The sequence below is a fragment of the Flavobacterium sp. genome (genome assembly GCF_031381455.1).
Lineage (GTDB): Bacteria > Bacteroidota > Bacteroidia > Flavobacteriales > Flavobacteriaceae > Flavobacterium.
Map to the genome: position 1 here is coordinate 129271 of NZ_JANMXZ010000038.1, position 25284 is coordinate 154554.

Annotated in this window: 26 protein-coding genes; 21 read left to right on the forward strand and 5 right to left on the reverse strand. The window is 32.8% G+C overall.

What is annotated here, in order from left to right; translation table 11 throughout:
- Nucleotide 1 precedes the first annotated feature (1 nt).
- The 20 genes from RMN97_RS09330 to RMN97_RS09425 all read left to right on the forward strand — a co-directional run bounded on the left by RMN97_RS09330 (nt 2) and on the right by RMN97_RS09425 (nt 19303).
- Entirely contained in the window at nt 2-982 is a 981-nt protein-coding gene (locus RMN97_RS09330) for a hypothetical protein (protein ID WP_309614246.1), read from the forward strand.
- A 3-nt stretch (nt 983-985) separates the two neighbouring features.
- On the forward strand, nt 986-1843 hold the full coding sequence (gene rfbA / locus RMN97_RS09335) for a glucose-1-phosphate thymidylyltransferase RfbA (RefSeq protein ID WP_309614247.1): 858 nt from the start codon (nt 986-988) through the stop codon (nt 1841-1843).
- 37 nt (nt 1844-1880) lie between these two features.
- Nucleotides 1881-2432 (forward strand): dTDP-4-dehydrorhamnose 3,5-epimerase, encoded by a 552-nt coding sequence (gene rfbC, locus RMN97_RS09340; protein ID WP_309614248.1) that lies wholly within the window; start codon nt 1881-1883, stop codon nt 2430-2432.
- A complete protein-coding gene (rfbD, locus tag RMN97_RS09345) occupies nt 2426-3286 on the forward strand; it encodes a dTDP-4-dehydrorhamnose reductase (RefSeq protein WP_309614249.1) in 861 nt (286 codons plus the stop codon). The genes rfbC and rfbD overlap by 7 nt, the downstream gene beginning before the upstream one ends.
- Entirely contained in the window at nt 3283-4344 is a 1062-nt protein-coding gene (locus RMN97_RS09350; RefSeq protein ID WP_309614250.1) for an NAD-dependent epimerase/dehydratase family protein, read from the forward strand. The genes rfbD and RMN97_RS09350 overlap by 4 nt, the downstream gene beginning before the upstream one ends.
- Before the next feature lies 1 nt (nt 4345).
- Nucleotides 4346-6250: a hypothetical protein gene (locus tag RMN97_RS09355; protein WP_309614251.1), complete on the forward strand. Its 1905-nt coding sequence runs from the start codon at nt 4346-4348 to the stop codon at nt 6248-6250.
- Nucleotides 6250-7311: an NAD-dependent epimerase/dehydratase family protein gene (locus RMN97_RS09360; RefSeq protein WP_309614252.1), complete on the forward strand. Its 1062-nt coding sequence runs from the start codon at nt 6250-6252 to the stop codon at nt 7309-7311. The genes RMN97_RS09355 and RMN97_RS09360 overlap by 1 nt, the downstream gene beginning before the upstream one ends.
- Before the next feature lie 5 nt (nt 7312-7316).
- Entirely contained in the window at nt 7317-7574 is a 258-nt protein-coding gene (locus tag RMN97_RS09365) for a hypothetical protein (protein ID WP_309614253.1), read from the forward strand.
- A complete protein-coding gene (locus tag RMN97_RS09370; protein WP_309614254.1) occupies nt 7531-8046 on the forward strand; it encodes an FkbM family methyltransferase in 516 nt (171 codons plus the stop codon). The genes RMN97_RS09365 and RMN97_RS09370 overlap by 44 nt, the downstream gene beginning before the upstream one ends.
- On the forward strand, nt 8047-8781 hold the full coding sequence (locus tag RMN97_RS09375) for a glycosyltransferase family 2 protein (protein WP_309614255.1): 735 nt from the start codon (nt 8047-8049) through the stop codon (nt 8779-8781).
- Nucleotides 8782-8833: 52 nt separating this feature from the next.
- Nucleotides 8834-9382 (forward strand): hypothetical protein, encoded by a 549-nt coding sequence (locus RMN97_RS09380; RefSeq protein WP_309614256.1) that lies wholly within the window; start codon nt 8834-8836, stop codon nt 9380-9382.
- A 3-nt stretch (nt 9383-9385) separates the two neighbouring features.
- Complete coding sequence (locus RMN97_RS09385) at nt 9386-9937, forward strand: hypothetical protein (RefSeq protein ID WP_309614257.1); 552 nt, start codon at nt 9386-9388, stop codon at nt 9935-9937.
- Between the two features lie 90 nt (nt 9938-10027).
- The gene (locus RMN97_RS09390) at nt 10028-10810 is read left to right on the forward strand and encodes a class I SAM-dependent methyltransferase (RefSeq protein WP_309614258.1); all 783 of its coding nucleotides are present in this window, start codon (nt 10028-10030) and stop codon (nt 10808-10810) included.
- 30 nt (nt 10811-10840) lie between these two features.
- Nucleotides 10841-12094, forward strand: a complete 1254-nt coding sequence (locus tag RMN97_RS09395) for an oligosaccharide flippase family protein (protein ID WP_309614259.1) — start codon at nt 10841-10843, stop codon at nt 12092-12094.
- Nucleotides 12095-12098: 4 nt separating this feature from the next.
- Nucleotides 12099-13355, forward strand: coding sequence for a hypothetical protein (locus tag RMN97_RS09400; protein WP_309614260.1), 1257 nt, complete (start codon nt 12099-12101; stop codon nt 13353-13355).
- Nucleotides 13356-13358: 3 nt separating this feature from the next.
- Complete coding sequence (locus tag RMN97_RS09405; RefSeq protein ID WP_309614261.1) at nt 13359-14447, forward strand: glycosyltransferase family 1 protein; 1089 nt, start codon at nt 13359-13361, stop codon at nt 14445-14447.
- A gap of 73 nt (nt 14448-14520) precedes the next feature.
- Entirely contained in the window at nt 14521-15627 is a 1107-nt protein-coding gene (locus RMN97_RS09410; protein ID WP_309614262.1) for a DUF1972 domain-containing protein, read from the forward strand.
- Nucleotides 15628-15703: 76 nt separating this feature from the next.
- Nucleotides 15704-16939 (forward strand): O-antigen ligase family protein, encoded by a 1236-nt coding sequence (locus tag RMN97_RS09415; protein WP_309614263.1) that lies wholly within the window; start codon nt 15704-15706, stop codon nt 16937-16939.
- A 6-nt stretch (nt 16940-16945) separates the two neighbouring features.
- Nucleotides 16946-17929, forward strand: a complete 984-nt coding sequence (locus tag RMN97_RS09420; RefSeq protein ID WP_309614264.1) for an SDR family oxidoreductase — start codon at nt 16946-16948, stop codon at nt 17927-17929.
- A gap of 57 nt (nt 17930-17986) precedes the next feature.
- Complete coding sequence (locus tag RMN97_RS09425; RefSeq protein ID WP_309614265.1) at nt 17987-19303, forward strand: undecaprenyl-phosphate glucose phosphotransferase; 1317 nt, start codon at nt 17987-17989, stop codon at nt 19301-19303.
- Here RMN97_RS09425 and RMN97_RS09430 read toward each other — a convergent pair.
- The 4 genes from RMN97_RS09430 to RMN97_RS09445 all read right to left on the reverse strand — a co-directional run bounded on the left by RMN97_RS09430 (nt 19300) and on the right by RMN97_RS09445 (nt 23533).
- Nucleotides 19300-20496, reverse strand: coding sequence for a glycosyltransferase family 4 protein (locus RMN97_RS09430; RefSeq protein WP_309614266.1), 1197 nt, complete (start codon nt 20494-20496; stop codon nt 19300-19302). The two genes, RMN97_RS09425 and RMN97_RS09430, sit on opposite strands and share 4 nt — an antisense overlap.
- A gap of 102 nt (nt 20497-20598) precedes the next feature.
- Nucleotides 20599-21684, reverse strand: coding sequence for a non-hydrolyzing UDP-N-acetylglucosamine 2-epimerase (wecB, locus tag RMN97_RS09435; protein ID WP_309614267.1), 1086 nt, complete (start codon nt 21682-21684; stop codon nt 20599-20601).
- 4 nt (nt 21685-21688) lie between these two features.
- Nucleotides 21689-22216, reverse strand: coding sequence for an ORF6N domain-containing protein (locus tag RMN97_RS09440; protein WP_309614268.1), 528 nt, complete (start codon nt 22214-22216; stop codon nt 21689-21691).
- Nucleotides 22217-22219: 3 nt separating this feature from the next.
- Nucleotides 22220-23533, reverse strand: a complete 1314-nt coding sequence (locus RMN97_RS09445; RefSeq protein WP_309614269.1) for a phenylacetate--CoA ligase family protein — start codon at nt 23531-23533, stop codon at nt 22220-22222.
- A gap of 211 nt (nt 23534-23744) precedes the next feature.
- Between RMN97_RS09445 and purD the strand changes: the two genes are divergently transcribed.
- On the forward strand, nt 23745-25019 hold the full coding sequence (purD, locus tag RMN97_RS09450) for a phosphoribosylamine--glycine ligase (RefSeq protein ID WP_309614270.1): 1275 nt from the start codon (nt 23745-23747) through the stop codon (nt 25017-25019).
- On the opposite strand, the gene RMN97_RS09455 is transcribed toward purD, so the two are convergent.
- Nucleotides 25011-25241 carry a DUF6341 family protein gene (locus tag RMN97_RS09455; protein WP_309614271.1) on the reverse strand — a complete coding sequence of 77 codons (231 nt, stop codon included), beginning with the start codon at nt 25239-25241 and terminating at the stop codon, nt 25011-25013. The two genes, purD and RMN97_RS09455, sit on opposite strands and share 9 nt — an antisense overlap.
- Between the last annotated feature and the right edge of the window lie 43 nt (nt 25242-25284).

The window sequence follows — 25284 nt, forward strand, 5'->3', positions numbered from 1 at the left end:
TATGAGCGCAACATCTCAAAATAATGATAATCAAGAAATTGATTTGTCACAAATTTCAAAGAAGATTGGGACTTTTTTTGAAAATATTTCTACTGCAATTTTCAGAGGAATTTTATTCTTTAAAAGAAATATTATTTGGGTTGGAATATTATTTGGAATTGGAGTTGGAATTGGATTATATCTCGACAGAACAATAAAAGTTTATGATAATGAAATCATTGTAAGCCCAAACTTTGGTTCGGTAGATTATTTGTATGCCAAAATTGCTTTGATTAGTTCAAAAATTAATGATAATGACACTGTTTTTCTAAAAGAAGTTGTTGGGATAAAAGAACCAAGAAAACTTAAGAAAATAGCAATAATGCCAATTACTGACGTTTATAAATTCATTAACAACAGCGATAAAAATTTCGAATTTGTAAAATTATTGGCGGAAGATGGCGACATAAAAAAAATTGTTAACGAAAACTTGACTAGTAAAAACTATCCCTATCATTTAATTTCTTTTACAACTGATAATGAAACTGCAGAAGCAAAAACCGTAGAACCAATTTTAAACTTTCTTAATAATTCTGATTATTTCAAAATAATTCAGAAAGAATATTTAAACAATGTGAAAGTAAAAATGATTGAAAATGATTCGATTATTTCACAAATTAATGGGTTGCTAAATGCTTTTTCAACGACCGCAAATGGATCTCAAAAAAGCGATAAATTGGTTTATTATAATGAAAACTCGCAATTGGACGAAGTTATTAAAACCAAAGACGCATTAGTAACTGAACAAGGAAATCACAGAATTGAATTGGTTAATTATGATAAAATCGTAAAAGATAATAGCATAACATTAAATATTAAAAATACTCAAGCCGTTAACGGAAAAATGAAATTCATATTACCGTTATTGTTTATAGCGATATTTATTTTGGTTGGGTATCTTAAGTCCTACTATAAACATCAAATGGCAAAATTGAAAAGTTAATATATGAAAGGAATTATTTTAGCCGGTGGTTCAGGAACAAGATTACACCCATTGACTTTAGCGGTAAGCAAACAGTTGATGCCGATTTATGACAAACCCATGATTTATTATCCATTATCCACTTTGTTGTGGTCTGGAATTAATGAAATTTTAATTATATCAACACCTCACGATTTGCCATTATTTAGGCAATTATTAGGTGATGGGAAAAGTTTGGGTTGTCGATTTGAATATGCCGTTCAAGAAAACCCAAATGGTCTTGCGGAAGCTTTTATCATTGGTAAAGAATTCATTGGAAACGATAAAGTTGCCTTAGTTCTTGGAGATAATATTTTTTACGGAACCGGTCTTTCGGATATGTTGTTAGCCAATAATAATCCGGATGGTGGAATTATTTATGCATACCACGTACATGATCCCGAACGATATGGTGTAGTAGATTTTGATAAAGACGGGAAAGTGCTTTCTATTGAAGAAAAACCCGAACATCCTAAATCAAACTTTGCTGTACCGGGTATTTATTTTTATGACAATGATGTTGTAGAAATAGCGGCGAATATCAAACCAAGCCATAGAGGAGAACTGGAAATTACCGATGTTAATAAAGAATATTTAAAAAGAGGAAAACTCAAAGTAAGTATTCTCGACAGAGGAACAGCTTGGCTTGACACCGGAACATTTCAATCATTGATGCAGGCAGGACAGTTTGTTCAAGTAATCGAAGAACGTCAAGGATTAAAAATTGGTGCCATTGAAGAAGCTGCTTATAGAATGGGATTCATCGATGCAAAACAGTTAGAAAAATTAGCACAGCCACTTTTAAAGAGCGGCTATGGCACACACTTACTTAGTTTAATATAATAATTGTCACACTGAGCTTGTCGAAGTGTTTTTTACTATGAATTTTATTGCAACCAAATTGGAAGGCTGTTTTATTATTGAACCAAAAATAATACTCGATGAACGCGGTTATTTTATGGAAAGTTTCAACGAAAACAGTTTTCAAAAAGGCGTTAACCAGCAAGTTCATTTTGTTCAGGACAATCAATCCTTTTCTTCAAAAGGAGTTTTGCGCGGGTTACACTACCAAACCGGAGAACATGCTCAGGCCAAATTAGTGAGAGTTTTGCAAGGAGAAGTTTTAGACGTTGCCGTTGATATCAGACCAGTTTCTCCAACATTTGGACAATACGAAGCCGTAGTTTTATCGGGAGAAAATCAGCGACAATTTTTTGTTCCAAGAGGTTTCGCCCATGGTTTTTTAGTGTTGAGCGACACAGCCACTTTCTTCTACAAATGTGATAATTTTTATAATAAAGAATCAGAAGGCGGAATTAGCTATAATGATAAAACAATCAATATTGATTGGGATTTTCCAACAGAAAACTTGATAATTTCTGAAAAAGACAAAGTACAACCCAATATAGAAAACGCCAAAGCAGCATGGTAGTTTTAGTCACTGGAGCCAACGGACAATTAGGACAAGGTTTGCAATTTATTGCGCCAAATTATCCTGACCTTCATTTTGTTTTTTGTTCATCAGCGGATTTAGACATTTCGAATTTAGAGCATTGCCAAGCGGTTTTTTCTAAAATAAAACCCAATTATTGCATTAATGCTGCAGCATACACAGCCGTTGATAAAGCTGAAAGCGAGACAGAGAAAGCACATTTAGTTAATGTTACTGGCGCCCAAAATTTAGCTTCGGTTTGCAAACAATATTCAACAGTTCTACTTCATATTTCTACCGATTTTGTTTTTGATGGAGAGAAAAAAGTGCCTTATACCGAAAATGACATTCCAAACCCAACGGGTGTTTATGGTCAAACTAAATTAGATGGAGAAAAAGCGATTCAGGCAGTTTTTGAAAACTATTACATTATCAGAACTTCATGGGTTTACTCCCAATTTGGGAATAATTTTATGAAAACGATGTTGCGTTTGGCTTCCGAAAGAGATTCCATTTCTGTAGTGAATGACCAAATAGGAACACCAACAAATGCGGTAGATTTGGCGGATGCCTTAATTCAAATTATCAAATCCCAAATCCTAAATCCTAAATCCCAAATTAATTTTGGTATTTACAACTTCAGCAACGAAGGGCAATGTTCTTGGTATGATTTTGCTAAAGAGATTTTCAAAATCAATACTATCAAAATAGATTTAAAACCAATTCCAACATCAAGTTTTCCAACGCCAGCAAAAAGACCAAAATACAGTGTTTTGGATAAAACCAAAATCAAGAGTACTTTTGGGCTAGAAATTAAAAATTGGGAAGACAGTTTAAAAACAATTTCAATATGAAAATAGTAGTTACAGGTGGTGCAGGATTTGTTGGTTCAACACTTTGTTTGCAGTTAAAAGCAAAATATCCTTCATATGAAATTGTTGCTTTTGACAACTTAAAAAGAAGAGGTTCAGAGTTGAATTTGGCCGACTTTCAAAAGCAGGGAATTCCTTTTTTTCATGGCGATATCAGAAACAATGAAGATTTGCTAGCATTTGGAAACTTTGACGTTTTGGTAGAAGCTTCCGCAGAACCATCAGTTACTGCAGGATTGGATTCAGATCCGACCTATGTTATCAATAATAATCTATACGGCTCTATTAATTGTTTTAATGTCTGTTTAAAAAACAAAGCCAAACTTATATTTCTTTCAACGAGTAGAGTGTATCCGATTAATTGGATTGAAGAGGCCAATTTCTCTGAACACGAAACCCGTTTTTCTTTTGATGAAAATCAAAGCACCAAAGGAATTTCACCTAAGGGAATTTCAGAAGAATTATCGCTTGAAGGCGCACGTTCTTTTTATGGAACAACCAAATTAGCATCGGAACTTTTTATTCAGGAATACGCTGCGTTTTATGGCTTGAAAGCTGCGGTAACGCGATTTGGCGTAATTGCCGGACCAAGACAAATGGGAAAAACCGATCAAGGTGTTGTTACGCTTTGGATGGCAAAACATTTCTGGAACCAATCCTTAAAATACATTGGTTATGGTGGAACAGGAAAACAAGTTCGCGATATACTTCATGTAGATGATTTGGTTGAATTAATCGATTTGCAAATCCATCAAATTGAAAAATTCAATGGCAAAATTTACAATGTTGGTGGCGGTTTAGAAAACAGTGCTTCACTTTTGGAAATGACCAAAATTTGTGAAAAAATAACTGGAAACACAATTGCAATCGCATCGGAAAAAGAAACCAGAACAGCTGATTTACGAATTTTCATTACAGACAATTCCAGAATTGAAAAAGAAATTGGCTGGAAACCAAAAAAATCGGTGGAAACAGTTTTCCAGGATATTTATGATTGGATTAGAGACAATGAAAAACAATTAGAATCAATTTTGAAATAAGATGATAAAATCCCTAAACTCAAAGGCATTTTCAACCAGTAACATTTTTGGTTTTATAATTTGTGTTATAGCCGCTTATTTTTTATTTCCGTCTAATTTTGAAATGGCCATTTATCCAATTCAGTCATCAGAATATTTATGGGCATCACTAGATCCTTCTTGGGTTTCGGGTTTGAATTATATGAGCATTAAAAATTTAATCTGGGGAAAAGATGTTGTCTTTACTCTTGGGCCACTTTCCTATTTAACTACGAGAGTAGGCTGGGGACATGAGAAAATAGGCTTTGTTTTATTTGACTTATTTTGTTTTCTTAATTTCGTAATTGTCTTTTTTACCTCATATCTCAAAAGTAAAAACAAGTTAGTTACCAGTATTTTTATTTTTGCGACAGCAATAGTATTGCCGCCATATTTGGGTTCTTTATATGCATTTGTCCTTTTATCCTTTCTGTTATTTTGGATTAAGGAGAGTCTTGACAATAGAAATCATGTGGCATATCTTTTCCAAACCATCATTTTGGTTTTACTTTTTTATGTTAAGTTCAACACCGGATTAATCTCTTTTGTATTATTCTTTTCGGCAATAATCTACAAACTGATTTTCAAAAAAGAAAAGCCCCTTTTTTTAATTTTATATTGTCTGCTACCTTTAATTGTAATTTATTTTACGGCTATTCCGTTACACGTTGACATTCCAAATTATATAAAATACGCCACCTATATTGTTAGCGGTTATAACGATATAATGTATTTAGAACGCTCTGTTAGCGATAGACATTTGTTTGCTTTGATAGGATTGTTAATTCCAACGGGAATCCTTTTTTATAAAATAATTAAAGACGGAAAAACAGCATGGGCTCGAAATATTTTTATTTTATTTTTATTTTCAGTTTCGGGTTATGTTCTTTTTAAACAATCTTTTGTTAGAGCTGACGAAGGCCACATGAGAGAGTTTTATTATTGTATTTTGTTGATGGTCTTTTGTATTACAGATTTTCATCTTAAATTAGAGAATAAGTATAAATATGGTATGTTAATCACTTTGATTGTAATTCCGTTTTACTTTGTTAATAAGATGGATCCAAATGCTTTTGCCTTTAAAGAAAAAATGGCTAAAACAGGTTATGCAGACGGACTTAAAAATTTTACATCTACTTCAGGATTTAAATTGTTTCCTAATAACAATCAATTGCCGGACAACATTAAAAATGCTATTGGTAATAGTACAATTGACACCTATCCATGGAATACGCAATTGCTTTTAGAAAACAAATTAAACTTTGCACCAAGACCGGTTTTCCAGTCCTATACAGTTTACACACCGGAACTAGAAGAAAAGAATTTTGAACTCTATAGTTCTGATAAGGCTCCAAAATTTGTCTTATATGATTTTGGTTCTATAGATGACAGATATCCGTTATTTGACGAACCAAAATTAAATCTGTTTTTGGCTACAAACTATACTTGCAAGGATACCTTGGTTCTGAACAATAGATTAAATTTACTACTTGAAAAAACCAATGACAAAAAAATCAAGTTAGTTCAAACAAAAGAATATGCGATGTATATGGATTCTCCTTTAATTCCTAAAGAAGGAGTATATTACAAAGTGTTTTTATATCGAAATTTATTGGGAGATTTTGTTTCACTTATCAATCATGCTCCGGAAATTTCGCTGGCTGTTGCAACTAAAGATGGAAACGCAAGACATTATAAAACGTCAAAAGGATTATTAGAATCAGGACTTTTCGGCACACAACACATTACAACAACAAATGATTTCAAGGATTTTATGGCAAAAAACAATAATGAACAAAGAACTATTTTGGCTTATTATTTTAAACCAAAAACCGCATCTTTGTTTAAGGACAAAATAAGGGTCATAGAGTATAAAATAACACAATAATGAATATATGCATCATTACCGGTTCATCCGGATTAATTGGAAGTGAATCGGTGGCATTCTTTGCTGATAAATTTGATAAAATCATTGGGATTGATAACAATATGCGTCAGGTGTTTTTTGGTGCTAATGCCTCGACCGAATGGAATACGCAAAAGCTGGTTAAAGAAGTTTCCAATTTTGAACACCACGCTATCGATATTCGAAATGTGGAAGAACTCGAAAAACTCTTTTCAAAATACAATACAGATATTAAATTAATCGTTCACACAGCCGCACAACCAAGTCACGATTGGGCAGCACGTGAGCCTTTAACCGATTTCACCGTTAACGCCAACGGAACGTTGAATATGCTTGAAATGACAAGACTGCATGCGCCTGCAGCCACTTTCATTTTCACTTCTACTAATAAAGTTTACGGTGATACGCCAAATTATTTACCGTTAGTAGAGTTAGACAAACGTTGGGAAATAGACGAATCGCATCCGTATTTCAAAGAAGGAATAGACGAGTTAATGAGCATTGATCAAACCAAACATTCCCTTTTCGGAGCTTCAAAAGTAGCTGCCGATGTTTTGGTTCAGGAATATGGAAAGTATTTTGGAATGAACGCCGGAGTTTTTCGCGGCGGTTGTTTAACCGGACCAAATCATTCGGGAACGCAATTGCACGGGTTTCTTTCCTATTTAATGAAATGTGCCATTACTGGAGATAAATATACCGTTTTTGGTTACCAAGGGAAACAAGTTCGCGACAATATTCACAGTTGGGATTTGGTGAATATGTTTTGGCATTTTTATCAAAATCCGAGACAAGGTGAAGTGTATAATGCTGGTGGCGGAAGACACTCGAACTGTTCGATGGCTGAAGCGATTGAAATGTGTGAAGCCATCACAGGAAAACCTATGAATTATGAATATTCCGAAACCAACAGAGTTGGCGACCACATTTGGTGGGTTAGCGATGTGTCTAAATTCAAAGAGCATTATCCGGCTTGGACATGGAAATACGATATCAATGATATTTTGACGCAGATTTACGCTGCAACAATTAAGAAACAATAATTTCCATGAACCTTAGAACCCAAATAATTCAAAAGCTAGTTCACATCAATGAAGCTATTTTCTTTTATCCTAAACTCAAAAAGTTTTACAAAGAGAATTTGAAGAATGATAAAGTCAGTATTCTTGATGTTGGAGCCAACAAAGGTCAGTCAATTGATTTTTTCTTAAAGGTCAACCCAAATGCTGAATTTGATGCATTTGAACCCAACAAAAAATTATTTGTTTATTTACAAAACAAATACAAAACAAATACAAAATATTAGATTACATAATTTTGGCGTCAGCAATATAAAAGGCGAATTGGTTTTTCACGAGAATATTTTAGACGAAACGTCTACTTTTGAAGAATTGAATTTGGATTCCAAATATTTAGAAAAGAAAGCCAAAGTTTTGGGTGTAACTAAAGAAAATATAATAGTAGATAATTATAAAGTCAACGTAATCAGATTGGCGGATTTTTTAAAAGAGAATCCAGAGAAAGAATATGATGTTTTAAAAATAGATGTTGAAGGTCACGAATTACAATGTTTACAAGGATTGTTTGCAGATGAAACGTCAATTTTGCCAATACGATTTGTTCAATTGGAAAGTCACAATGATGATATGTATTTGAGCAATAATCAGCATCAGGACATAGAAACTATTTTAAATAAAAACGGTTTCGAAAAGATTGCCGAAATCAAGCATGGATTTGGAGATTTCGCAGAAATAATATTCGAGAATAAGAGAAAATAAATGAAATTAAGCATTGTAATTCCTGCCTATAACGAAGAAGAATCAATCACCGAAACGATTGACCAAATTGAACAAGCGTTTGCTAAAGTCAATATAGACCATGAAATTTATGTGGTCAATGATAATTCTAAAGACGGAACACTTCAGGTTTTAGAGCAATTATCTCAAAAATATCCGGCATTAACTTATGGAACAAATCTTGGTCCGAATGGTTTTGGTTATGCGGTTCGTTATGGTTTGGAAAGATATTCCGGTGATTGTGTAGCCGTAATGATGGCGGATTTATCGGACTCGCCGTATGATTTGATTCGGTATTACACCACAATGATTGAAGGAAATTATGATTGCGTTTTTGGAAGCCGTTTTATCAAAGGCGGAAAAGTAATCGATTATCCTTGGGTAAAAAAAATTATTAATCGTATTGCAAATATGATTATCAGAATGGTGATGCGCATCAAATACAACGATACGACAAACGCGTTTAAATTATACAAACGAGAAGTTATAAACGGTGTAAAACCTATTTTGTCACCACACTTTAATCTCACGATAGAACTGCCTTTAAAAGCTATTATTCGAGGTTACTCATATACGGTCGTTCCAAACTCTTGGACGAATCGAAAATATGGCGAATCAAAACTAAAAATTAAAGAAATGGGAAGTCGTTATTTCTTTATCCTAGTGTATTGTTTTGTAGAAAAATACTTTTCGAGAGGCGATTATAAAAAAAATTAAGTTTAATAAATATATTTGCAAAAAAATAAGTTCAAAAAAATAAGTTCAAAAAATGAAAAAATCAGTTTTATTATTAGTTTTCGCAATTTCGATGACTGTTGGAAGTTGTAAAAAAGAGCAATCAGTAGATAATGCCGATGCTGTTACAGAAGAAGTTGTTGTAGATAAGGTATTTTCAGTTGTTTTAGATGCTGTTATCAAGCAAGACGACGATATTGCATTATATTACACTACCGATGGGAGTACCGATTTTTCAAAAGTGGTGCCTATTTGGCAAGCTGTTAAAGGGAACCCTTCGGCTCAACAAATCACATTCAAATTACCTGAAGGAACTAAACCAACTGAGTTTAGAATTGACTTTGGATTGAAAGAGAATCAGGAAGACATTTACTTTAATAAAATCACATTTAGTCATTTAGGTGCTGAACGTACCATTGCCTGTCCTGAAATGGTCGATTTCTTTAGAGCTGATGACAACAATTGTAGCTTTGATCCGGCTACAGGATTGATTAAGGCTAAAATAGTTGCCGGTAAAAGAGCAGTTCCTTCAATTTACCCACAAGAGAAAAATTTAATGCCTGAGTTGGAAAAACTTCATTAAAAAATGAAAAGCAAATTTTCACTACTACTAATCTGCGGCTTTTTTACAATTTTATTTAGTTGTAAAAATGAGACACCTATTGATGACCTTGAAGTCGTTTCACCAAAAGTAGCAACAGTGAATCTTAGCAATTTTAAGGTAACACTGAATGTAGTAGTAAAAAAGGATGATGATTTTGCACTATTTTATACCATAGATGGTTCCACCGATTTCAAAATTGCCCCAATATGGCATGCAGTAAAAGGTAGTTCAGATGCTCAGGAAATAAAATATGAATTGCCACAGACTGTTTTACCAACAGAATTAAGACTGGATTTTGGTCTTAAACAAGAGCAGGAAGATATTGTACTTAAAAGTGTAGTTTTAGAATATAAGGACAAAAAAAGGGAAATATCTGGAGCAGAATTAGCTAATTTTTTCAGAGCTGATGAAAATAAGTGTAGTTTTGATGGAACTACAATAAAAGCAGTTGTTAAAGGCGGAGTGAAAGAAAGCCCATCTTTATACCCTCAGGAATCTAATTTGGGACCTGAACTAAAAAAATTAGTTAACTAAAAAATATAAAAAAAAGTAAAAAGCTTGAGGAGAATTAGTTGTTCTTTTTAAGCTTTTTGTTTTTTGAATAAAATAAGATTCAAGTAAAAAATGGAGTGCAAAATTTGTCAAAACCAAACCAAAAAACTTTTCAACGCAAAAGTTTTATACAAATACGATGTTGATTATTTTCAATGTCAAGTCTGTGGTTTTGGCCAGACTGAAAAGCCTTATTGGTTAGAAGAAGCTTACATTAGTTCGATGAATCTGTCCGATACAGGCGTGATGTATCGCTGTGAACGAATGTCGAAAATTACAACATCATTAGTGTTCCTGTTTTTTAAAACTAAAGGAAAATTTTTAGACTACGCCGGTGGATTTGGTGTTTTCGCCCGTCAAATGCGCGACATTGGTTTTGATTTTTACTGGCATGATCCCTATACTAAAAATGAAATCGCCCGTGGTTTTGACGGAAGCTTAGAAGACAGATATGATGTGGTAACTACATTCGAAAGCTTTGAACACTTTGAAAACCCATTAGAAGAGATTGATAAAATAGTGAAGCTTACAGACACTATAATCTGCACTACAGATGTGATGTCAAAACCAGCACCAGCACATGCCGAATGGTGGTATTATGCTTCTGAACATGGGCAACATGTTTCTTTTTATTCTAAAGATTCCTTTACTGAAATTGCCAATAAGTTTGGAATGAATTATTACAATGCAATGAATGTTCATATTCTGACAAAGAAAAAACTTGGAATATTCGGAAGCCTTTTCTTCAAATTTGGTTTTGCCAAACACTTACTTTATTTAGGCTATTTTGTTTTTAATCCGTTTTTAAAATCCAAATCGCTTGATGATATGAACAGCTTTTATATCAAAAAGTAATACCTTGCATCCTTTATTTGATAGAATGCAATGAGTATTTTTAACAGAAAAAAAATAACAGACTTTTTTATTTATGGTTTCGGACAAGTTATAAACTTGGTTAGTCCATTATTTGTAATGCCTTTTATCATATACAAATGTGGCGAAGATGGATTAGGAAGAGTTGGTGTTGGATTTTCATTTGCCTTAATATTGAATGGCATAATTGATTACGGCTCGTATATCAATGGCGTTAAAGAAATCTCTATCAACAGAGACAATTCTGCCATTTTAGAAAATAGATTAAAGGCAATCTATCTTTCAAAACTACTATTGCTTTTAATGGTCTTTGTGTTTATTTCCATACTTATTTTTACGGTTCCGTTTTTATCAAGAGACAAAACTTTATTCTTTCTTAGTTTAACCATTGTTGTGGGTCAATTCATAAATCCGCAATGGTTTTTTCAGGGCGTTGAAAATTTCAAATGGATTTCAGTGGTTAACGTTATGTCTAAAGTTATCTATATTTTATTGGTAATCTTGTTTATAAATGAAAAAGCAGATTATGTTTTTGCTAATTTATTTTTTGGAGTCGGAGCCATAATTGGCAACGGAATTGGACTGATATGGCTACTAAATAAATACTCCTTTTCGTTAAACGGATTTTCATTAAAAGACGCAACAAGCATCATAAAAAACGAATTTAGTTTTAGTGTATCACAGTTTTTCTTATCGATGTATCAATTTTTCCCAATCATCATGATAAGTTATATTGGAGGCGATTTTATGGCAGGACAGTTCAGAGTAATTGATCAGATTGTGACCATTTTCAAGACATATTTAAATATGTTTTTCTACTTCGTTTATTCTAATGTTTGTTATGAATTAAATTTAAGTTTTAATAAAGGAATAAAAGTCTGGAAGCAATATAACGGGCTTAATTTTTTTCTTTTATTTTCAGTAATGGCTGTGTTTTTTGTTTTTTCAGAATTAATCTTTACTTATTTTAAAATAGACAGCGAAAGAATACCACTCATGTCAACCTATTTCAGAATTGGATTATTTGTGCCTTTGTTAGTTTCGATATCACAACCGCTACGCCAATTGATATTTGCCTTTAATGAGAATAAAATTTATATTAGAATCACGATTATTGCTACGCTTTTAAATTTTGTTTTGCTTTTTATTTTAACCAAAAATATGGGTTTAAAAGGAGCCTTCCTTTCTATAATTGTTATCGAGTTTTTTATCATAGTTTTGTATACTAAAATAATAATGAAGCATCTTCGAGGAAAAACGGTTTAAAGTAATGAGTAGTACCAAAATATCAAAAGACTTTCTATATCAAATACTTTTTGCGATATGTATACTCGTGACGTATTTGAATAATTATGAGTTGACTTTTTTGGTTTGGATTGCTACAATTCTAATTACAATAAAAAAAAAACACTCATTAACTATTCTTCAATACATTGTTCCATACATAGCCATTTTGATTGTTTCGTTCATCGCTTGGTTTTTTTATGATAACACCATTTATGAAGTTATTCGGGATATTACTTATTTACTCAAACCCATTCTTGGGTTAGTTCTTGGTTATCAACTCTGCAGAAGTGCCAACATGAAGGTCATTAAAACCATCATATATGTTGGATTTATTATAGCTGTCATACATTTAGGAATCATATTTTTTACTGCGGTTGTTCACAAAGTGCTAAATATCCACGAGTTGAGAAAGTACGCCGGTTATTTCAGTGACTTTGAGGTGTATTCGTTGATATTAGTAATCTTCCACAAAAAATTTGATGTAGTTCTTTCCAAACAAAGATTCTACTTATTGCTTATTACCATTGCTTTCTCCAGTTTTCTGTATTTATCAAGAGCAAACTTCATTCAAGCCGTTGTTTTTTATATGGGTTTAAAAGGATATTTCACTTTAAACAAACGAGCAATAATAATTCTAATTTCATTTTTCTCCTTTGTAATTATAGGCTATACCGCGATTTACAATATGAATCTATCCAGAAATGGCAAAGGATTGGAAGCGTTATTGTATAAAATTAAAAACGCCCCAACCGAAGCATTCAAAGCCAAAGTCGATAAAGATGACTGGAAAGATTTTAATGATAATTATCGTGCCTATGAAAACATGCTTACCATCAGAGTAATGAAAAACGAAGGGTTTTGGGGCATGTTAAGAGGAAAAGGTTTGGGTTCGGATATTCCGTTGGGTCAAAAACTCTACACTAACGACGGCACGGTTTTAACAAAAGTGTCAATACTTCACAATGCTTTTATGACTGCATTTTTAAAATCGGGTCTTATAGGTGTGTTTTTTATGCTCTGTTTTTTGATTATACTTTTAAAGCAAGGCAAAACAGATAATGATCATATCAAACAAGTGAATCTTCTTTTAATTGCAACAGCAATTTATTTGTTTTTTGATAATTGGGTTTTGCTTGGGTTGTATTTAAAAACGGAAAGCAAGTCAGTAATTATTGGATTTTTACTTTGTTACAAACAAATACTGCTAAAGAAGGATAATCAAACAAGGGTAATTGAGTAACAAATGAAAACCACAAAAATATTTGTTGACTGTCATGTTTTTGATGGAAATTTTCAAGGAACCACGACGTATCTCAAAGGGCTTTATTCAGAGCTTTTAAAGGATAAAACAAAGCAGTTCTATTTTGGCGCATCCAACACAACGTTTCTCGAAACTATATTTGGAACCCATGAAAATCTTACTTACGTGAGTTACAAAGCAAAAAGCAAATTCTATAGATTATTGTTTGACATTCCCAGAATTATTAAGGAAAATAAAATAGATTTTGCTCATTTTCAATATGTAGTTCCGCCAATAAAAGCCTGCAAATATATTGTCACCATTCACGATGTATTGTTTTTAGATTTCCCGGAATACTTTCCTTTAGCTTATAGAAAAAAGAATAAGCTTCTTTTTAAGACCAGTGCAGAACGTTCGGATGTTGTATTGTCGGTTTCCGAATATTCAAAACAACAAATACAAAAGCATTTTGGAATAGAAACCGTAACGCTTACACCCAATTCAATAGATTCGATTTACTTTGAAGAGTATGATAAAGAGGCTGTCAAAAAACAAGTAAGCGAAAAGTTTAAAGCAACAAATTACTTTGTGTATGTTAGCCGTTGGGAGCCAAGAAAAAATCATGACAGACTCTTAAAAGCATTTGTTGAAAACGAATATTATAAAACACGGTCATTAGTTTTTGTAGGCGGTAAAGCCATCGGAAATAAAGCCTATGACAACTATTATGCTTCGTTACCACAAGAAATAAAAGCTGCCGTTTTCTCATTTAACAAAGTAAATTATCAAGATTTGTTATTGCTGGTTCGTGGTGCCGATTTATCCATTTATCCATCAATCGCAGAAGGTTTTGGGATTCCACCTTTAGAGTCTTTGGCTGCAAAAGTTCCAACAATTTGTTCGAATACAACGGCTATGGCTGATTTCCAATTTTTTGGAAACTGTCTTTTTAATCCGCTTGATTTAGAAGATTTAAAAAACAAAATAGAAATTGGTTTGAAAGACACTCAAATTGAACAAAAACGAAATCAAATGAAAGCCAAATTCACTTGGCAATTCGCAGCAGAACAATTCAAAAAAGCGATTTCGTAAACTTATAAAAATTCAAATCTATTTGTTATGTTTGCAACTATACAAAACAGTAGCAAACAGTAATATAACTTTAATGAAAATTGCCATATTAGGAACTCGTGGTGTACCGAATTATTACGGAGGATTTGAGCAGTTTGCTGAATTTTTTTCGGTATATCTTGCCGACAAAGGACATCAGGTATATTGCTATAACTCACACGATCATCCTTTTCAGGAAAAAAACTTTAACGGTGTAAACATTATTCATCAATACGACCCTGAATATAAGTATGGAACCTTTGGGCAATTCATTTATGATTTTAATTGCATAATGGATTCTCGCAAAAGAGATTTTGATATTATTTTGCAATTAGGATATACGAGCAATTCGGTTTGGCATTTTTTGTTACCTAAAAAATCAATCATCATTACCAACATGGACGGATTAGAGTGGAAGCGAACAAAATACTCTAAACCGGTACAACAATTTCTAAAGTTTGCTGAGAGATTGGCAGCAAATAATAGTGACTTTTTGGTTTCGGACTCATTAGGGATTCAAAAATTTCTTAAAGAAAAATACAAAAAAGAGTCAACCTATATCGCTTATGGCGCCTATCCTTTTTCTACTCCAAACGAAGACATTTTAGAGCAATACAACGTAGAAAAAGAAAACTATAATATGATAATGGCTCGCTTTGAACCAGAAAATAATCTGGATATGGTTCTGGAAGGTGTTACAATGAATGAAGATAAAATGCCAATATTAGTCGTTGGAAAACACATGACTAAATATGGAGCATATCTAAAAAACAAATTCAAAGACCATACGAATATTCGATTCGTAGGCGGAATTTACAATCTGGAAAACTTGAATAATCTTCGGTTTTTTTCTAACATCTATTTTCATGGACATTCTGTTGGCGGAACAAACCCATCGTTGTTAGAAGCAATGGCGTCTAAAGCATTAGTAATTGCGCATAACAATGATTTCAACAAAGGCATTTTAAAGGAGAACAGCTATTATTTCTCCAATCCGTTAGAAGTAAAAAATATTCTGAATACAATCAAAAAAAATGATAACTTGCGATTGGTTCAAAACAATTTTGATTCGATTGTGAACGAATTTAATTGGGAAAAAATAAATGGTGAATATTTACAACTTTTCGAAGAATGTTATTCAAAATCTGATAAAAGAAAATAAAAGTAACAACTCTTTTATTCCAATACTTTTAGTCCTTTCTACCATTCCTTTAACTTTTGCGATAAACAATATTTCTATGGGAATATTTTTGTTAGTCGCTTTTATTACTTTTAAAAAGGAAGACTTTAAATTTCAAAAAGAGTTGCTTTTTCCAATCCTGCTCTACGTTTTAATGGTAATTTCCTATTTCTGGTCTGTGGAGCCTAAAGAAACACTTTCTGCATTATCAAAGGAAGTTCCATTGCTCATAATTCCGCTAGGTTTTCTGATTTTTAAAACAAATACATCAGAACAGAAAAGAAAAATCATAGAATATTATAGTTACACCATTGTTGCGTTTGTTTTATATTATTTAGTCAGAGCTATAATTCGCTATTTTATATTTGGAGACGCACGAATGTTCTTTTATCATGGCGAAAACGACAAAGATTATGGACTTGTTCCAAAGTTGCTGAATGCCATACACATGTCGGTTTTTGTTGCGGTTGCGTTCTTTTATTTTTTCACAAAGGAAATAAAATCTAAAGTGGACAACTTGTTTTCTGTTGTGCTTTTTGGATTTATATTATTGTTATCTTCCAAAAACATCATACTCGTTGTTTTATTCCTTTCGCTGATAAACATTTTCTTTTTTTCAAAAGCAGCCCATAAATTAAGATTAAGAAACCTAATTATTTTTGGATTGTTAGTAGTGATAATTTTCTCATTAGGAAGGATAAAAGACAGGTTTAAAGTTGAATTCCAAACCAATACAGATAAAAGTCTAAGTGCTGATGTCATTGAAGGAATTCCGCCAAGTGTTCATTATGTGAGTATAAAAGAAGCATGGTCTAACCCAACGTTTACAACTAATGATTACTTTAACGGAACAGCATTTCGGGTTTATCAATTTAGAATTTTCACAGAGTTAATCAATGAAAACAATGCTTTCTTAACAGGTTTTGGATTGAACGCATCCTACCCAAAAATTAATGAAAAAGCCATTCATTATAATCTTTATATGGGAAAGAAAAATGATTCAGAAGGAGGTTATCAATCAAAGAATTTCCACAATCAATATGTTCAAAATTTTGCCGAATTAGGTATTTTTGGTTTTATACTATTGTTATTTTTGTTGATTATTAACGTTAAAAATGCAATTAAATCAAAAGATTTTGTGCATTTTGCTTTCGCATTTCTAATGATAAGTTTATTTTTGACCGAATCATTTTTATGGAGACAAAGAGGAGTAGTGTTTTTTACGATGATGTATTGTCTTTTTAATTCAGTCCCGAAGGTTCGGGATGTTCAAAATAGCTCCAAAGCAGAATAAGAAAATATGAAAAGAATATTAATAACAGGTGCGGCGGGTTTTTTGGGCTCACATCTTTGTGATCGTTTTATAGCCGAAGGTTATTTTGTTATCGGAATGGATAACTTGATTACGGGAGATTTAAAGAATATTGAACATTTATTCAAACTTAAAAATTTTGAATTTTATCATCACGATGTAACCAAGTTTGTACATGTGCCGGGAAATCTAGATTATATTCTTCATTTTGCATCACCCGCAAGTCCAATTGATTATTTAAAAATTCCCATTCAAACCTTAAAGGTTGGTTCACTTGGAACCCACAATCTTTTGGGTTTAGCCCGAGTAAAAAAAGCTAGAATTCTTATTGCTTCAACTTCTGAAATTTATGGTGATCCATTAGTGCATCCACAAACAGAAGACTATTATGGAAATGTAAATACCATTGGACCAAGAGGCGTTTATGATGAAGCTAAACGTTTTCAGGAATCAATTACAATGGCATACCATACTTTTCATGGTGTGGAAACCAGAATCGTCAGAATATTTAACACCTATGGACCAAGAATGCGACTGAATGATGGGCGTGTTATACCAGCATTCATTGGACAAGCATTGCGCGGCGAAGATCTAACCATTTTTGGAGACGGAAGTCAAACACGTTCGTTTTGTTATGTAACAGATCAAGTAGAAGGAATTTTTAGGTTGCTACATTCCGATTATGAACAACCGGTAAACATTGGTAATCCAAACGAAATTACTATTAAAGATTTTGCCGATGAAATCATAAAATTGACAGGTACAAATCAAAAGGTTGTTTATCATCCACTACCTATCAATGATCCAATGCAAAGGCAACCGGACACTACTCGAGCTAAAAACATTTTAGGTTGGGAAGCCAAAGTTTCAAGAGAAGAAGGAATGAAATTGACGTATGATTATTTCAAATCCCTTTCATCTGAAGAACTTTTAAAAGAAGAGCACAAAGACTTTAAAGGATATATCCACTAGTAGTATATGGTTGCACAACAAACAGGTAGATACTCAAAATATATTAGACCGATAAACGTGCTTTTCGATCTAACTATTATAACAGGATTAAGTTTATTTTTCTTTAGAGAATTGAATCTTAATCCGTTTTACTATTTGTTGTACCAAACATTTACATGGATTATCGTTGCGATACTTGTGAAATATTATGAAGTATATCGATTTACAACACCTGTAGAAATCGTTACCAAATTAATTAAACAGTTTAGTGTTTTTCTATTAGTTGTTATCGCTTTTTTCCCATTTGCAAAAACGGCAATATTTAGCGGAAAAGCCATCGCAATTTTTATGATTACTAGCTTCTGCATTATTGTAACCTTTAAATATTTTTGGTTTTTTTACTTAAAAAAATATAGAATTGTAACGGGTAGCAATTTTAGAAATGCTGTTATCATTGGTTTTACACCAGAAGCTATACGATTAAAGGAAGTATTTGAAACGAGAAAAGATTATGGTTATAGATTCCTAGGTTACTTTTCGGATAAAAAGCAAAATCCAGAAATCAAAGGAAAAATTGAGGATTTAAATCAGTTTGTTATTGATAACATGGTGGATGAAATCTACTGTTCTTTAAATGAAATTTCCAACGAAAAACTGAAAGAGTTAGTTGAGTTTGCCGATGATAATAAAAAGGCAATTAAATTTATCCCTGATACCAAAGAAATTTTTTCGAAAAACTTAAAAGTTGATTATTACGAATTATTTCCAGTACTCTCACTACAAAAAACACAATTACACAATCCAATAATAAAAGGTGTTAAGCGCGGTTTTGATGTCCTTTTCTCATTATTTGTTATCGTTTTTTTACTGTCGTGGTTAATTCCTGTTTTGGCCATTTTAATAAAATTGGAATCAAAAGGACCGGTATTTTTCAAGCAAGGAAGACCGGGAATGGATGAAGAAGAATTTTTCTGTTATAAATTTCGTTCTATGCAAGTAAATGGATTTACCGAAAAAGAAGCTTCCAAAAATGACCCTAGAGTTACCAAGATGGGAAAACTTATGCGAAAAACCAGTATGGATGAGTTGCCTCAGTTTTTTAATGTTTTGTTCGGAGAAATGTCGGTTGTTGGACCAAGACCACACTTATGGTCACAAAACAAAGCATACGCCAGTAAAATAAAGAAATATATGATTCGTCATTATGTAAAACCAGGCATTACAGGTTTAGCTCAAGTGAAAGGATTTAGAGGAGAAATTGAAACCGAAGAAGACATGGTAAATCGTATAAAACTCGATGTCTTTTATATCGAAAACTGGTCGCTGATTATGGACATCAAAATCATTTTCCAAACGGTATTTAATATATTCAAAGGGGAAGACAAAGCGTATTAGAAAACCTCCTTTTGAATTAGGATTTTCATTTGATTATCTAAATCAAATACTTTTTGAGATTCCTTAAAAATCTGTTTTTTCATTACATCCAATTCCGATTTTTTTACTGTCGAAATAACCTTAAGTTTTTCGTTCAAATCGTCATAGTTTCCAACTAAAGCAACCCAACCCAGATTGTTATCATTAACAATAGTTTCACCTTCACCTCCACCAAAATACAGTATCGGAAATCCAAGTGAACCATATTCAAAAATCTTAGAAGGAACTGAACCATAAATTCTGGTTTTTAATGGAACAATGGCAATATCAAACGATTTTAATTGTTGATGCAATTCCGTTCTCTCTAACATTCCGTGGAAGAATATACGTTGTTCTTTTTCAGATGAAATCAACCCTTCTATTTGCGTTTTTTCGGCGCCATCACCAAATATATGAAATTCAACATTCAAGTCTTTTAAATCGATTTTTTGACATAATTCAAATACGCCTTGTGCAATTCCGAGAAGTCCTGCATAGAAAATTTTTATGGGTTGATTTTCTTCTGTCCCGAGCCTGCGGGATAATTCCATTTCAGAAATGCTATGATCGGGAAAATTGCGATATAAAAAGCATTTTTTATCTGGAAAAAAAGTATGAACATGAGTGATAATTTCGTTGGATTGTCCTAAAATTAAAGTCGCTTTTTTATAAATGTAACGTTCAAAAAACAACGAGAATTTATGCGATAAGGAACCTTTTTTCAAGGCATTCAATTCAATGGCTGCTAATGGCCATAAATCGGAAATATTCAAAATTATTTTTTTCCTTTTTAGCGAAAGCACAAAAACGGAAATAAATGACAATAATAAAGGCGGCGATTGAACCACGACTTTCTTTGGTGATTTTATGAATAACAAATAGAAAAATAAGGTCACTGAAAATGACAAAACAGAAATAATACGAACCAGTAAATTTTTGCTGACACTCGGATAAATCCATAGACGTTTAACTGTTATATCATCACGGTTTTCGGTTACCGAAAACTTACCTTTATATTCCGGAAATAATTCTCCTTTTGGGTAATTTCCCAGCGGACAAATGACCGAAACGGTATAATTATTTTGATTTAATTTCAAAGCCAACTGCTCAATTCTATTGGCAGCCGCACCTTTTTCAGGCGGATAATAATTGGATATGATAAGTATTTCTTCCATTTTTTTACCACTAAGACACTAAGTCAGCACTAAGCTCACAAAGCAATCAATTTTTATAAAAACTAAATAGTGTTCTTTGTGCATTCTTTGTGCGCTTTGTGGTTAAACCTTTAGTAGAATATCGATTATTCTTTCAGAGGCTTTGCCGTCCCATAGCTCAGGAATTTTCGCTTTTCTCGGGCCATTTATCAAAAATTCTCTAAAGATATTTTCTAAATTTTCAATCGAAGTGCCAACTAAAGTATTCGTACCGATGGTTTGTGTTTCAGGTCGTTCGGTATTGTTTCGCATCGTGAAACATGGAATTCCCAAAACGGTAGTTTCTTCCGAAATCCCACCTGAATCTGTAATGACAGCAAAACTGTTTTTGATTAAATACATGAAATTCAAATAGCCTTGTGGTTCAACAAAAAGGATATTTTTTAAATTTAGATTTTGTTCGCCTAATATCGCTTTAGTTCTCGGATGAATAGGGAAAATAATTTTTTTATTACCAACCATTTTGTCAATGCCGCTCAATAGTTTTACCAACGATTGTTCTTCATCAACATTTGCAGGGCGATGCAAGGTTAGGATTATATAATTTCCAGCTTCTAAATTAAATTCTTTCCAAAAATGTGGTGCTGAAATTCTATCTAAATTTTGGTATAAAGTATCAATCATCACGTTACCCACAAAATGAATTGCTGATGGTTCGGCACCATATTTTAAGAGATTTTCTCCAGCCCATGTTGAGGTAGTAAAGAAATAATCGGTAATGCTATCCGTTACAATTCTGTTGATTTCTTCAGGCATTGTCATATCTCCGGAACGGATACCGGCTTCAACGTGAGTGACTTTTATGTTTAATTTTTTGGCAACAATAGCACACGCCATAGTCGAATTGACATCACCAACAACCAAAACCAAATCACATGGATTTTGCAACAACTCTTCTTCAAAGGCAATCATAATGGCAGCTGTTTGTACCGATTGCGAACCGCTTTTGACTTCTAGATTTGCATTTGGATGTGGAATATTCAATTCTTCAAAAAAGGTATCACTAAGGTTTTTATCGTAGTGTTGGCCTGTGTGAACTAGGCGATAGGAAAGTTTTACGCCTTCGTTTTGCTTTTTTTCTATCGCTTTAATAATGGGTGCGATTTTTATAAAGTTTGGTCTTGCTCCTGCGACTATAGTGATTTTCATTCTTCTATTTTTTGTAACCAATTTTAGTTCTTGGTATTTCACTTTCTTTTTTGTCTGTCAGTTCATCTAGATAGCTAAAAACCAATTCAATATTCTTGTCATGGTTTTTTAGTTTCTTTTGAATTTGCAGAATATCTATTTTCAAATCGGTTGTGTCTAGAAGCATCTGACGAACCTTGGAAAATATTCGCATAATCTGAATATTGGTTTGAATAGCTTTATCACTATTCAAAACACTTGACAACATAAGCACTCCATGTTCGGTAAAAACCATTGGTAAATAACGTAAACTCATTTTTTCAGAATTGGAGGTCGCAATTTGCGACCTCCAATTTGCAAACTCTTCTTTTGTGAGTTCAAACATAAAATCTTTAGGGAATCTAGAAATATTACGTTTAACTTGTTCTTTTAATCTTTTAGTTTCAATACCATAAAGTGCTGCTAAATCTCGATCAAGCATGACCTTTTGGTTTCTAATAAAGTATATTTTATTAGAAATTAATTCTTCAGAAAGTTGAATTTCATTACTCATGATTTACTTTACTAACGAAACAAACTGTTTTAATTTTCCACTTTTGCTGCGTTCTAGTTTTTCTTTACGGGTAAATGAAAAAGTCAGATCACTTTCTAAATACATTGAAATGGCTTTTTCAATTTGTTGAATTTGAACTTCGGTTAATTCCAATTCGCTCACATATTCGATGTCAAAAGTATCGATTTTGGTTTGTTTTACCACAAATTCTTTCACATTTCCATCGTCTTCGATGATACTTTTGGTAACATAATAAAAGGTTAATCCGGGCGATTTTTTTCCGCTTGGTAAAACAGCAATATCATTAGTTCGACCAATTAGTTTCTTAAGTACAGGTTTTTTAGAAGTGCTTTTTTCGTCTAAAATTCCAACATCACCAATATCATATCGGATAAAAGGATGCGCTTTATTATATAAGGAAGTTATCACTATTCGGCCTTCTTCACCATTTGGTAAAACATTGTTGTCTTCGTCTAAAACTTCTATAAACAAGGTTTCAGAATTCACTTGCCATTCGCCTTCCGGGTTTTGGAACGCAATTAAATCTAATTCAGAGGCACCATATTCATTAACAACCGGAACGCCAAATTGTTTTTCAAGCAGCATTTTATCATCATCAAAAAGCATTTCAGAGGTTACAATGCAACATTTTATCGTTGGGCAAACCGATGTTAAAACAATATTTTTATTTTGTAAAAATTTGGCAAATAAAACAATTGAACTAGTATACCCATTGATATAATCGAATTTTTTATTTTGAAATTTGAGTAAGACTTTTTCTAAAACTGCATCCGATAAATCAAAGATTGTAAAACGATAACGATGGCTCAATAGGTCTTTAATACGCTCTTTTTTATTCCTGATAAAATCTAATGGAATTCCATAAAAACGGGCTTGTAACGACGAATTAAAATCAATTCCAAACCAACCAAAACGATAAATGATATTAGACCAAGTCAACGCATGACAAAATTTATCTTTGGCGAAAATAAAAGGATCACCACTTGAACCAGAGGTTTTATTCACGTAAACGTTTGATGTAGTGAATCCTTCTGAAAGTCTTTCTAACAAAGGTTTTTGAAATTCTTTTTTAGTCATTATCGGAAGCTCATTCCAATTGTTAAATGACTTTTTTCCAACAAATTCTCGATATGATTCGTTGTGTTTTAAATGATAGTCAACGATTGTAGCCTTCTTTTGATTGACATAACTGTTATACTCAATTTCTGAAACTGCTAGAATTTCTCTCAATTCGGCAGACGCTTCCTTCATAGGAAAACCATTTAGTAAAAGCGAAAAATTGAAAAAGTTGAACATAAAGACAATAAAAAAGGGCTAAAGAATGTCAGCCCTTAAAAATACTATTTTATTTGTAATTAATTTTTAAGAATTTTAATCACGTCTTTTTTGTTATCTGAAGTTAATTCGAAGAAATAAAAAACAAACCTAACTTTTTTTTACAAGCAACATAAAAATTTAATAAACCATTACTATTTAAAAGTTATTTTTGCAATCAAAATAGAAAACAATGGTTATTTTACTACTTGGTTCAGGCGGAAGAGAACATGCTTTAGCATTTAAAATGCTTCAAAGTTCAAAATGCGCATCACTTTTTGTTGCTCCGGGAAATGCTGGAACAGAGTCAATAGCAACAAATATCCCTATCAATCCATCCGATTTTAATGCGCTAAAATCGTTTTCGATTCAAGAAAAAGTCGATATGGTTGTTGTTGGTCCGGAAGACCCGTTAGTGTTGGGGATTTATGATTTCTTTAAAAATGATGCTGAGCTAAATCATATCCCGGTTATTGGTCCATCAAAAACTGGAGCTCAATTAGAAGGGAGTAAAGAATTCGCCAAAGAATTTCTGGTTAAACATAAGATACCAACAGCGGCTTATGATAGTTTTACCGCAGCAACTGTCGAAAATGGTTGCAAATTTTTAGAAACATTACAACCGCCGTACGTTTTAAAAGCTGACGGATTAGCAGCAGGGAAAGGTGTCTTAATTCTTCACGATTTAGAAGAAGCAAAAACAGAATTACGAAATATGTTGGTTTATGCCAAATTCGGAAATGCAAGTGCCAAAGTTGTTATCGAAGAGTTTCTTGACGGTATAGAATTGAGTTGTTTTGTATTAACAGACGGTAAAAATTATAAAATCCTGCCAACAGCCAAAGACTATAAACGAATTGGAGAAGGCGATACAGGTTTAAATACTGGTGGCATGGGAGCAATTTCTCCAGTGCCATTCGCAGATGCTATTTTGCTGGAAAAAATAGAAACTCGAATTGTAAAACCAACCGTTGAAGGTATACAAAAAGACGGAATCGAATACAAAGGTTTTGTTTTCATAGGATTAATCATTGTTAAAGGCGAACCAATAGTAATCGAATACAACGTTAGGATGGGTGATCCCGAAACCGAAGTTGTGATTCCGAGAATTAAATCCGATTTAGTCGAATTATTTCAAGCTGTTGCTAATGAGAAACTGAATGAAGTCTCGTTAGAAATTGACGAAAGAAGCGCCACAACAGTAATGATGGTTTCTGGCGGTTATCCGGAAGAGTATGAAAAAGGACATCAAATTTCAGGGTTAGACAAAGTTGAAGATTCTCTAGTTTTCCACGCGGGAACAAAACATGAAAACGGGAAAATAGTAACTAATGGAGGAAGAGTTCTAGCCATCACTTCTTTTGGCAATGATTTCCAGGAAGCCATAAAAAAATCTTACCAAAATATAGATAAGCTACATTTTGATAAGATGTATTTTAGAAAAGATATCGGCTTCGACTTACTTTAAGAAAGAATGAGCTGTTGTATCTTGGTTTTCCTCGTTGTTGGCTCTATGTTTTGCCAATTCTTTGCACCAGTAAACGATATAATATCCACAAACTGCCATCAATGCCCAGCTAACAAGATTAGCCAACCACCAACTGCTTAACTCTAAAGAGCGCAAAAAATCAAGTGGTTTGAATAAAAAGTCTACAAATAAAGATTGAATGCCTTCAAAAAATGCTCTCATTTTATAAAATGTTATATTTACAGCACAAATGTATAAAATATCC

Coding starts and splice junctions, on each gene's coding strand:
- RMN97_RS09330 (WP_309614246.1), top strand. CDS start 2: ATGAGCGCAACATCTCAAAATAATGATAATCAAGAAATTGATTTGTCA.
- rfbA (WP_309614247.1), top strand. CDS start 986: ATGAAAGGAATTATTTTAGCCGGTGGTTCAGGAACAAGATTACACCCA.
- rfbC (WP_309614248.1), top strand. CDS start 1,881: ATGAATTTTATTGCAACCAAATTGGAAGGCTGTTTTATTATTGAACCA.
- rfbD (WP_309614249.1), top strand. CDS start 2,426: ATGGTAGTTTTAGTCACTGGAGCCAACGGACAATTAGGACAAGGTTTG.
- RMN97_RS09350 (WP_309614250.1), top strand. CDS start 3,283: ATGAAAATAGTAGTTACAGGTGGTGCAGGATTTGTTGGTTCAACACTT.
- RMN97_RS09355 (WP_309614251.1), top strand. CDS start 4,346: ATGATAAAATCCCTAAACTCAAAGGCATTTTCAACCAGTAACATTTTT.
- RMN97_RS09360 (WP_309614252.1), top strand. CDS start 6,250: ATGAATATATGCATCATTACCGGTTCATCCGGATTAATTGGAAGTGAA.
- RMN97_RS09365 (WP_309614253.1), top strand. CDS start 7,317: ATGAACCTTAGAACCCAAATAATTCAAAAGCTAGTTCACATCAATGAA.
- RMN97_RS09375 (WP_309614255.1), top strand. CDS start 8,047: ATGAAATTAAGCATTGTAATTCCTGCCTATAACGAAGAAGAATCAATC.
- RMN97_RS09380 (WP_309614256.1), top strand. CDS start 8,834: ATGAAAAAATCAGTTTTATTATTAGTTTTCGCAATTTCGATGACTGTT.
- RMN97_RS09385 (WP_309614257.1), top strand. CDS start 9,386: ATGAAAAGCAAATTTTCACTACTACTAATCTGCGGCTTTTTTACAATT.
- RMN97_RS09390 (WP_309614258.1), top strand. CDS start 10,028: ATGGAGTGCAAAATTTGTCAAAACCAAACCAAAAAACTTTTCAACGCA.
- RMN97_RS09395 (WP_309614259.1), top strand. CDS start 10,841: ATGAGTATTTTTAACAGAAAAAAAATAACAGACTTTTTTATTTATGGT.
- RMN97_RS09400 (WP_309614260.1), top strand. CDS start 12,099: ATGAGTAGTACCAAAATATCAAAAGACTTTCTATATCAAATACTTTTT.
- RMN97_RS09405 (WP_309614261.1), top strand. CDS start 13,359: ATGAAAACCACAAAAATATTTGTTGACTGTCATGTTTTTGATGGAAAT.
- RMN97_RS09410 (WP_309614262.1), top strand. CDS start 14,521: ATGAAAATTGCCATATTAGGAACTCGTGGTGTACCGAATTATTACGGA.
- RMN97_RS09415 (WP_309614263.1), top strand. CDS start 15,704: ATGGGAATATTTTTGTTAGTCGCTTTTATTACTTTTAAAAAGGAAGAC.
- RMN97_RS09420 (WP_309614264.1), top strand. CDS start 16,946: ATGAAAAGAATATTAATAACAGGTGCGGCGGGTTTTTTGGGCTCACAT.
- RMN97_RS09430 (WP_309614266.1), bottom strand. CDS start 20,496: ATGGAAGAAATACTTATCATATCCAATTATTATCCGCCTGAAAAAGGT.
- wecB (WP_309614267.1), bottom strand. CDS start 21,684: ATGAAAATCACTATAGTCGCAGGAGCAAGACCAAACTTTATAAAAATC.
- RMN97_RS09440 (WP_309614268.1), bottom strand. CDS start 22,216: ATGAGTAATGAAATTCAACTTTCTGAAGAATTAATTTCTAATAAAATA.
- RMN97_RS09445 (WP_309614269.1), bottom strand. CDS start 23,533: ATGTTCAACTTTTTCAATTTTTCGCTTTTACTAAATGGTTTTCCTATG.
- purD (WP_309614270.1), top strand. CDS start 23,745: ATGGTTATTTTACTACTTGGTTCAGGCGGAAGAGAACATGCTTTAGCA.
- RMN97_RS09455 (WP_309614271.1), bottom strand. CDS start 25,241: ATGAGAGCATTTTTTGAAGGCATTCAATCTTTATTTGTAGACTTTTTA.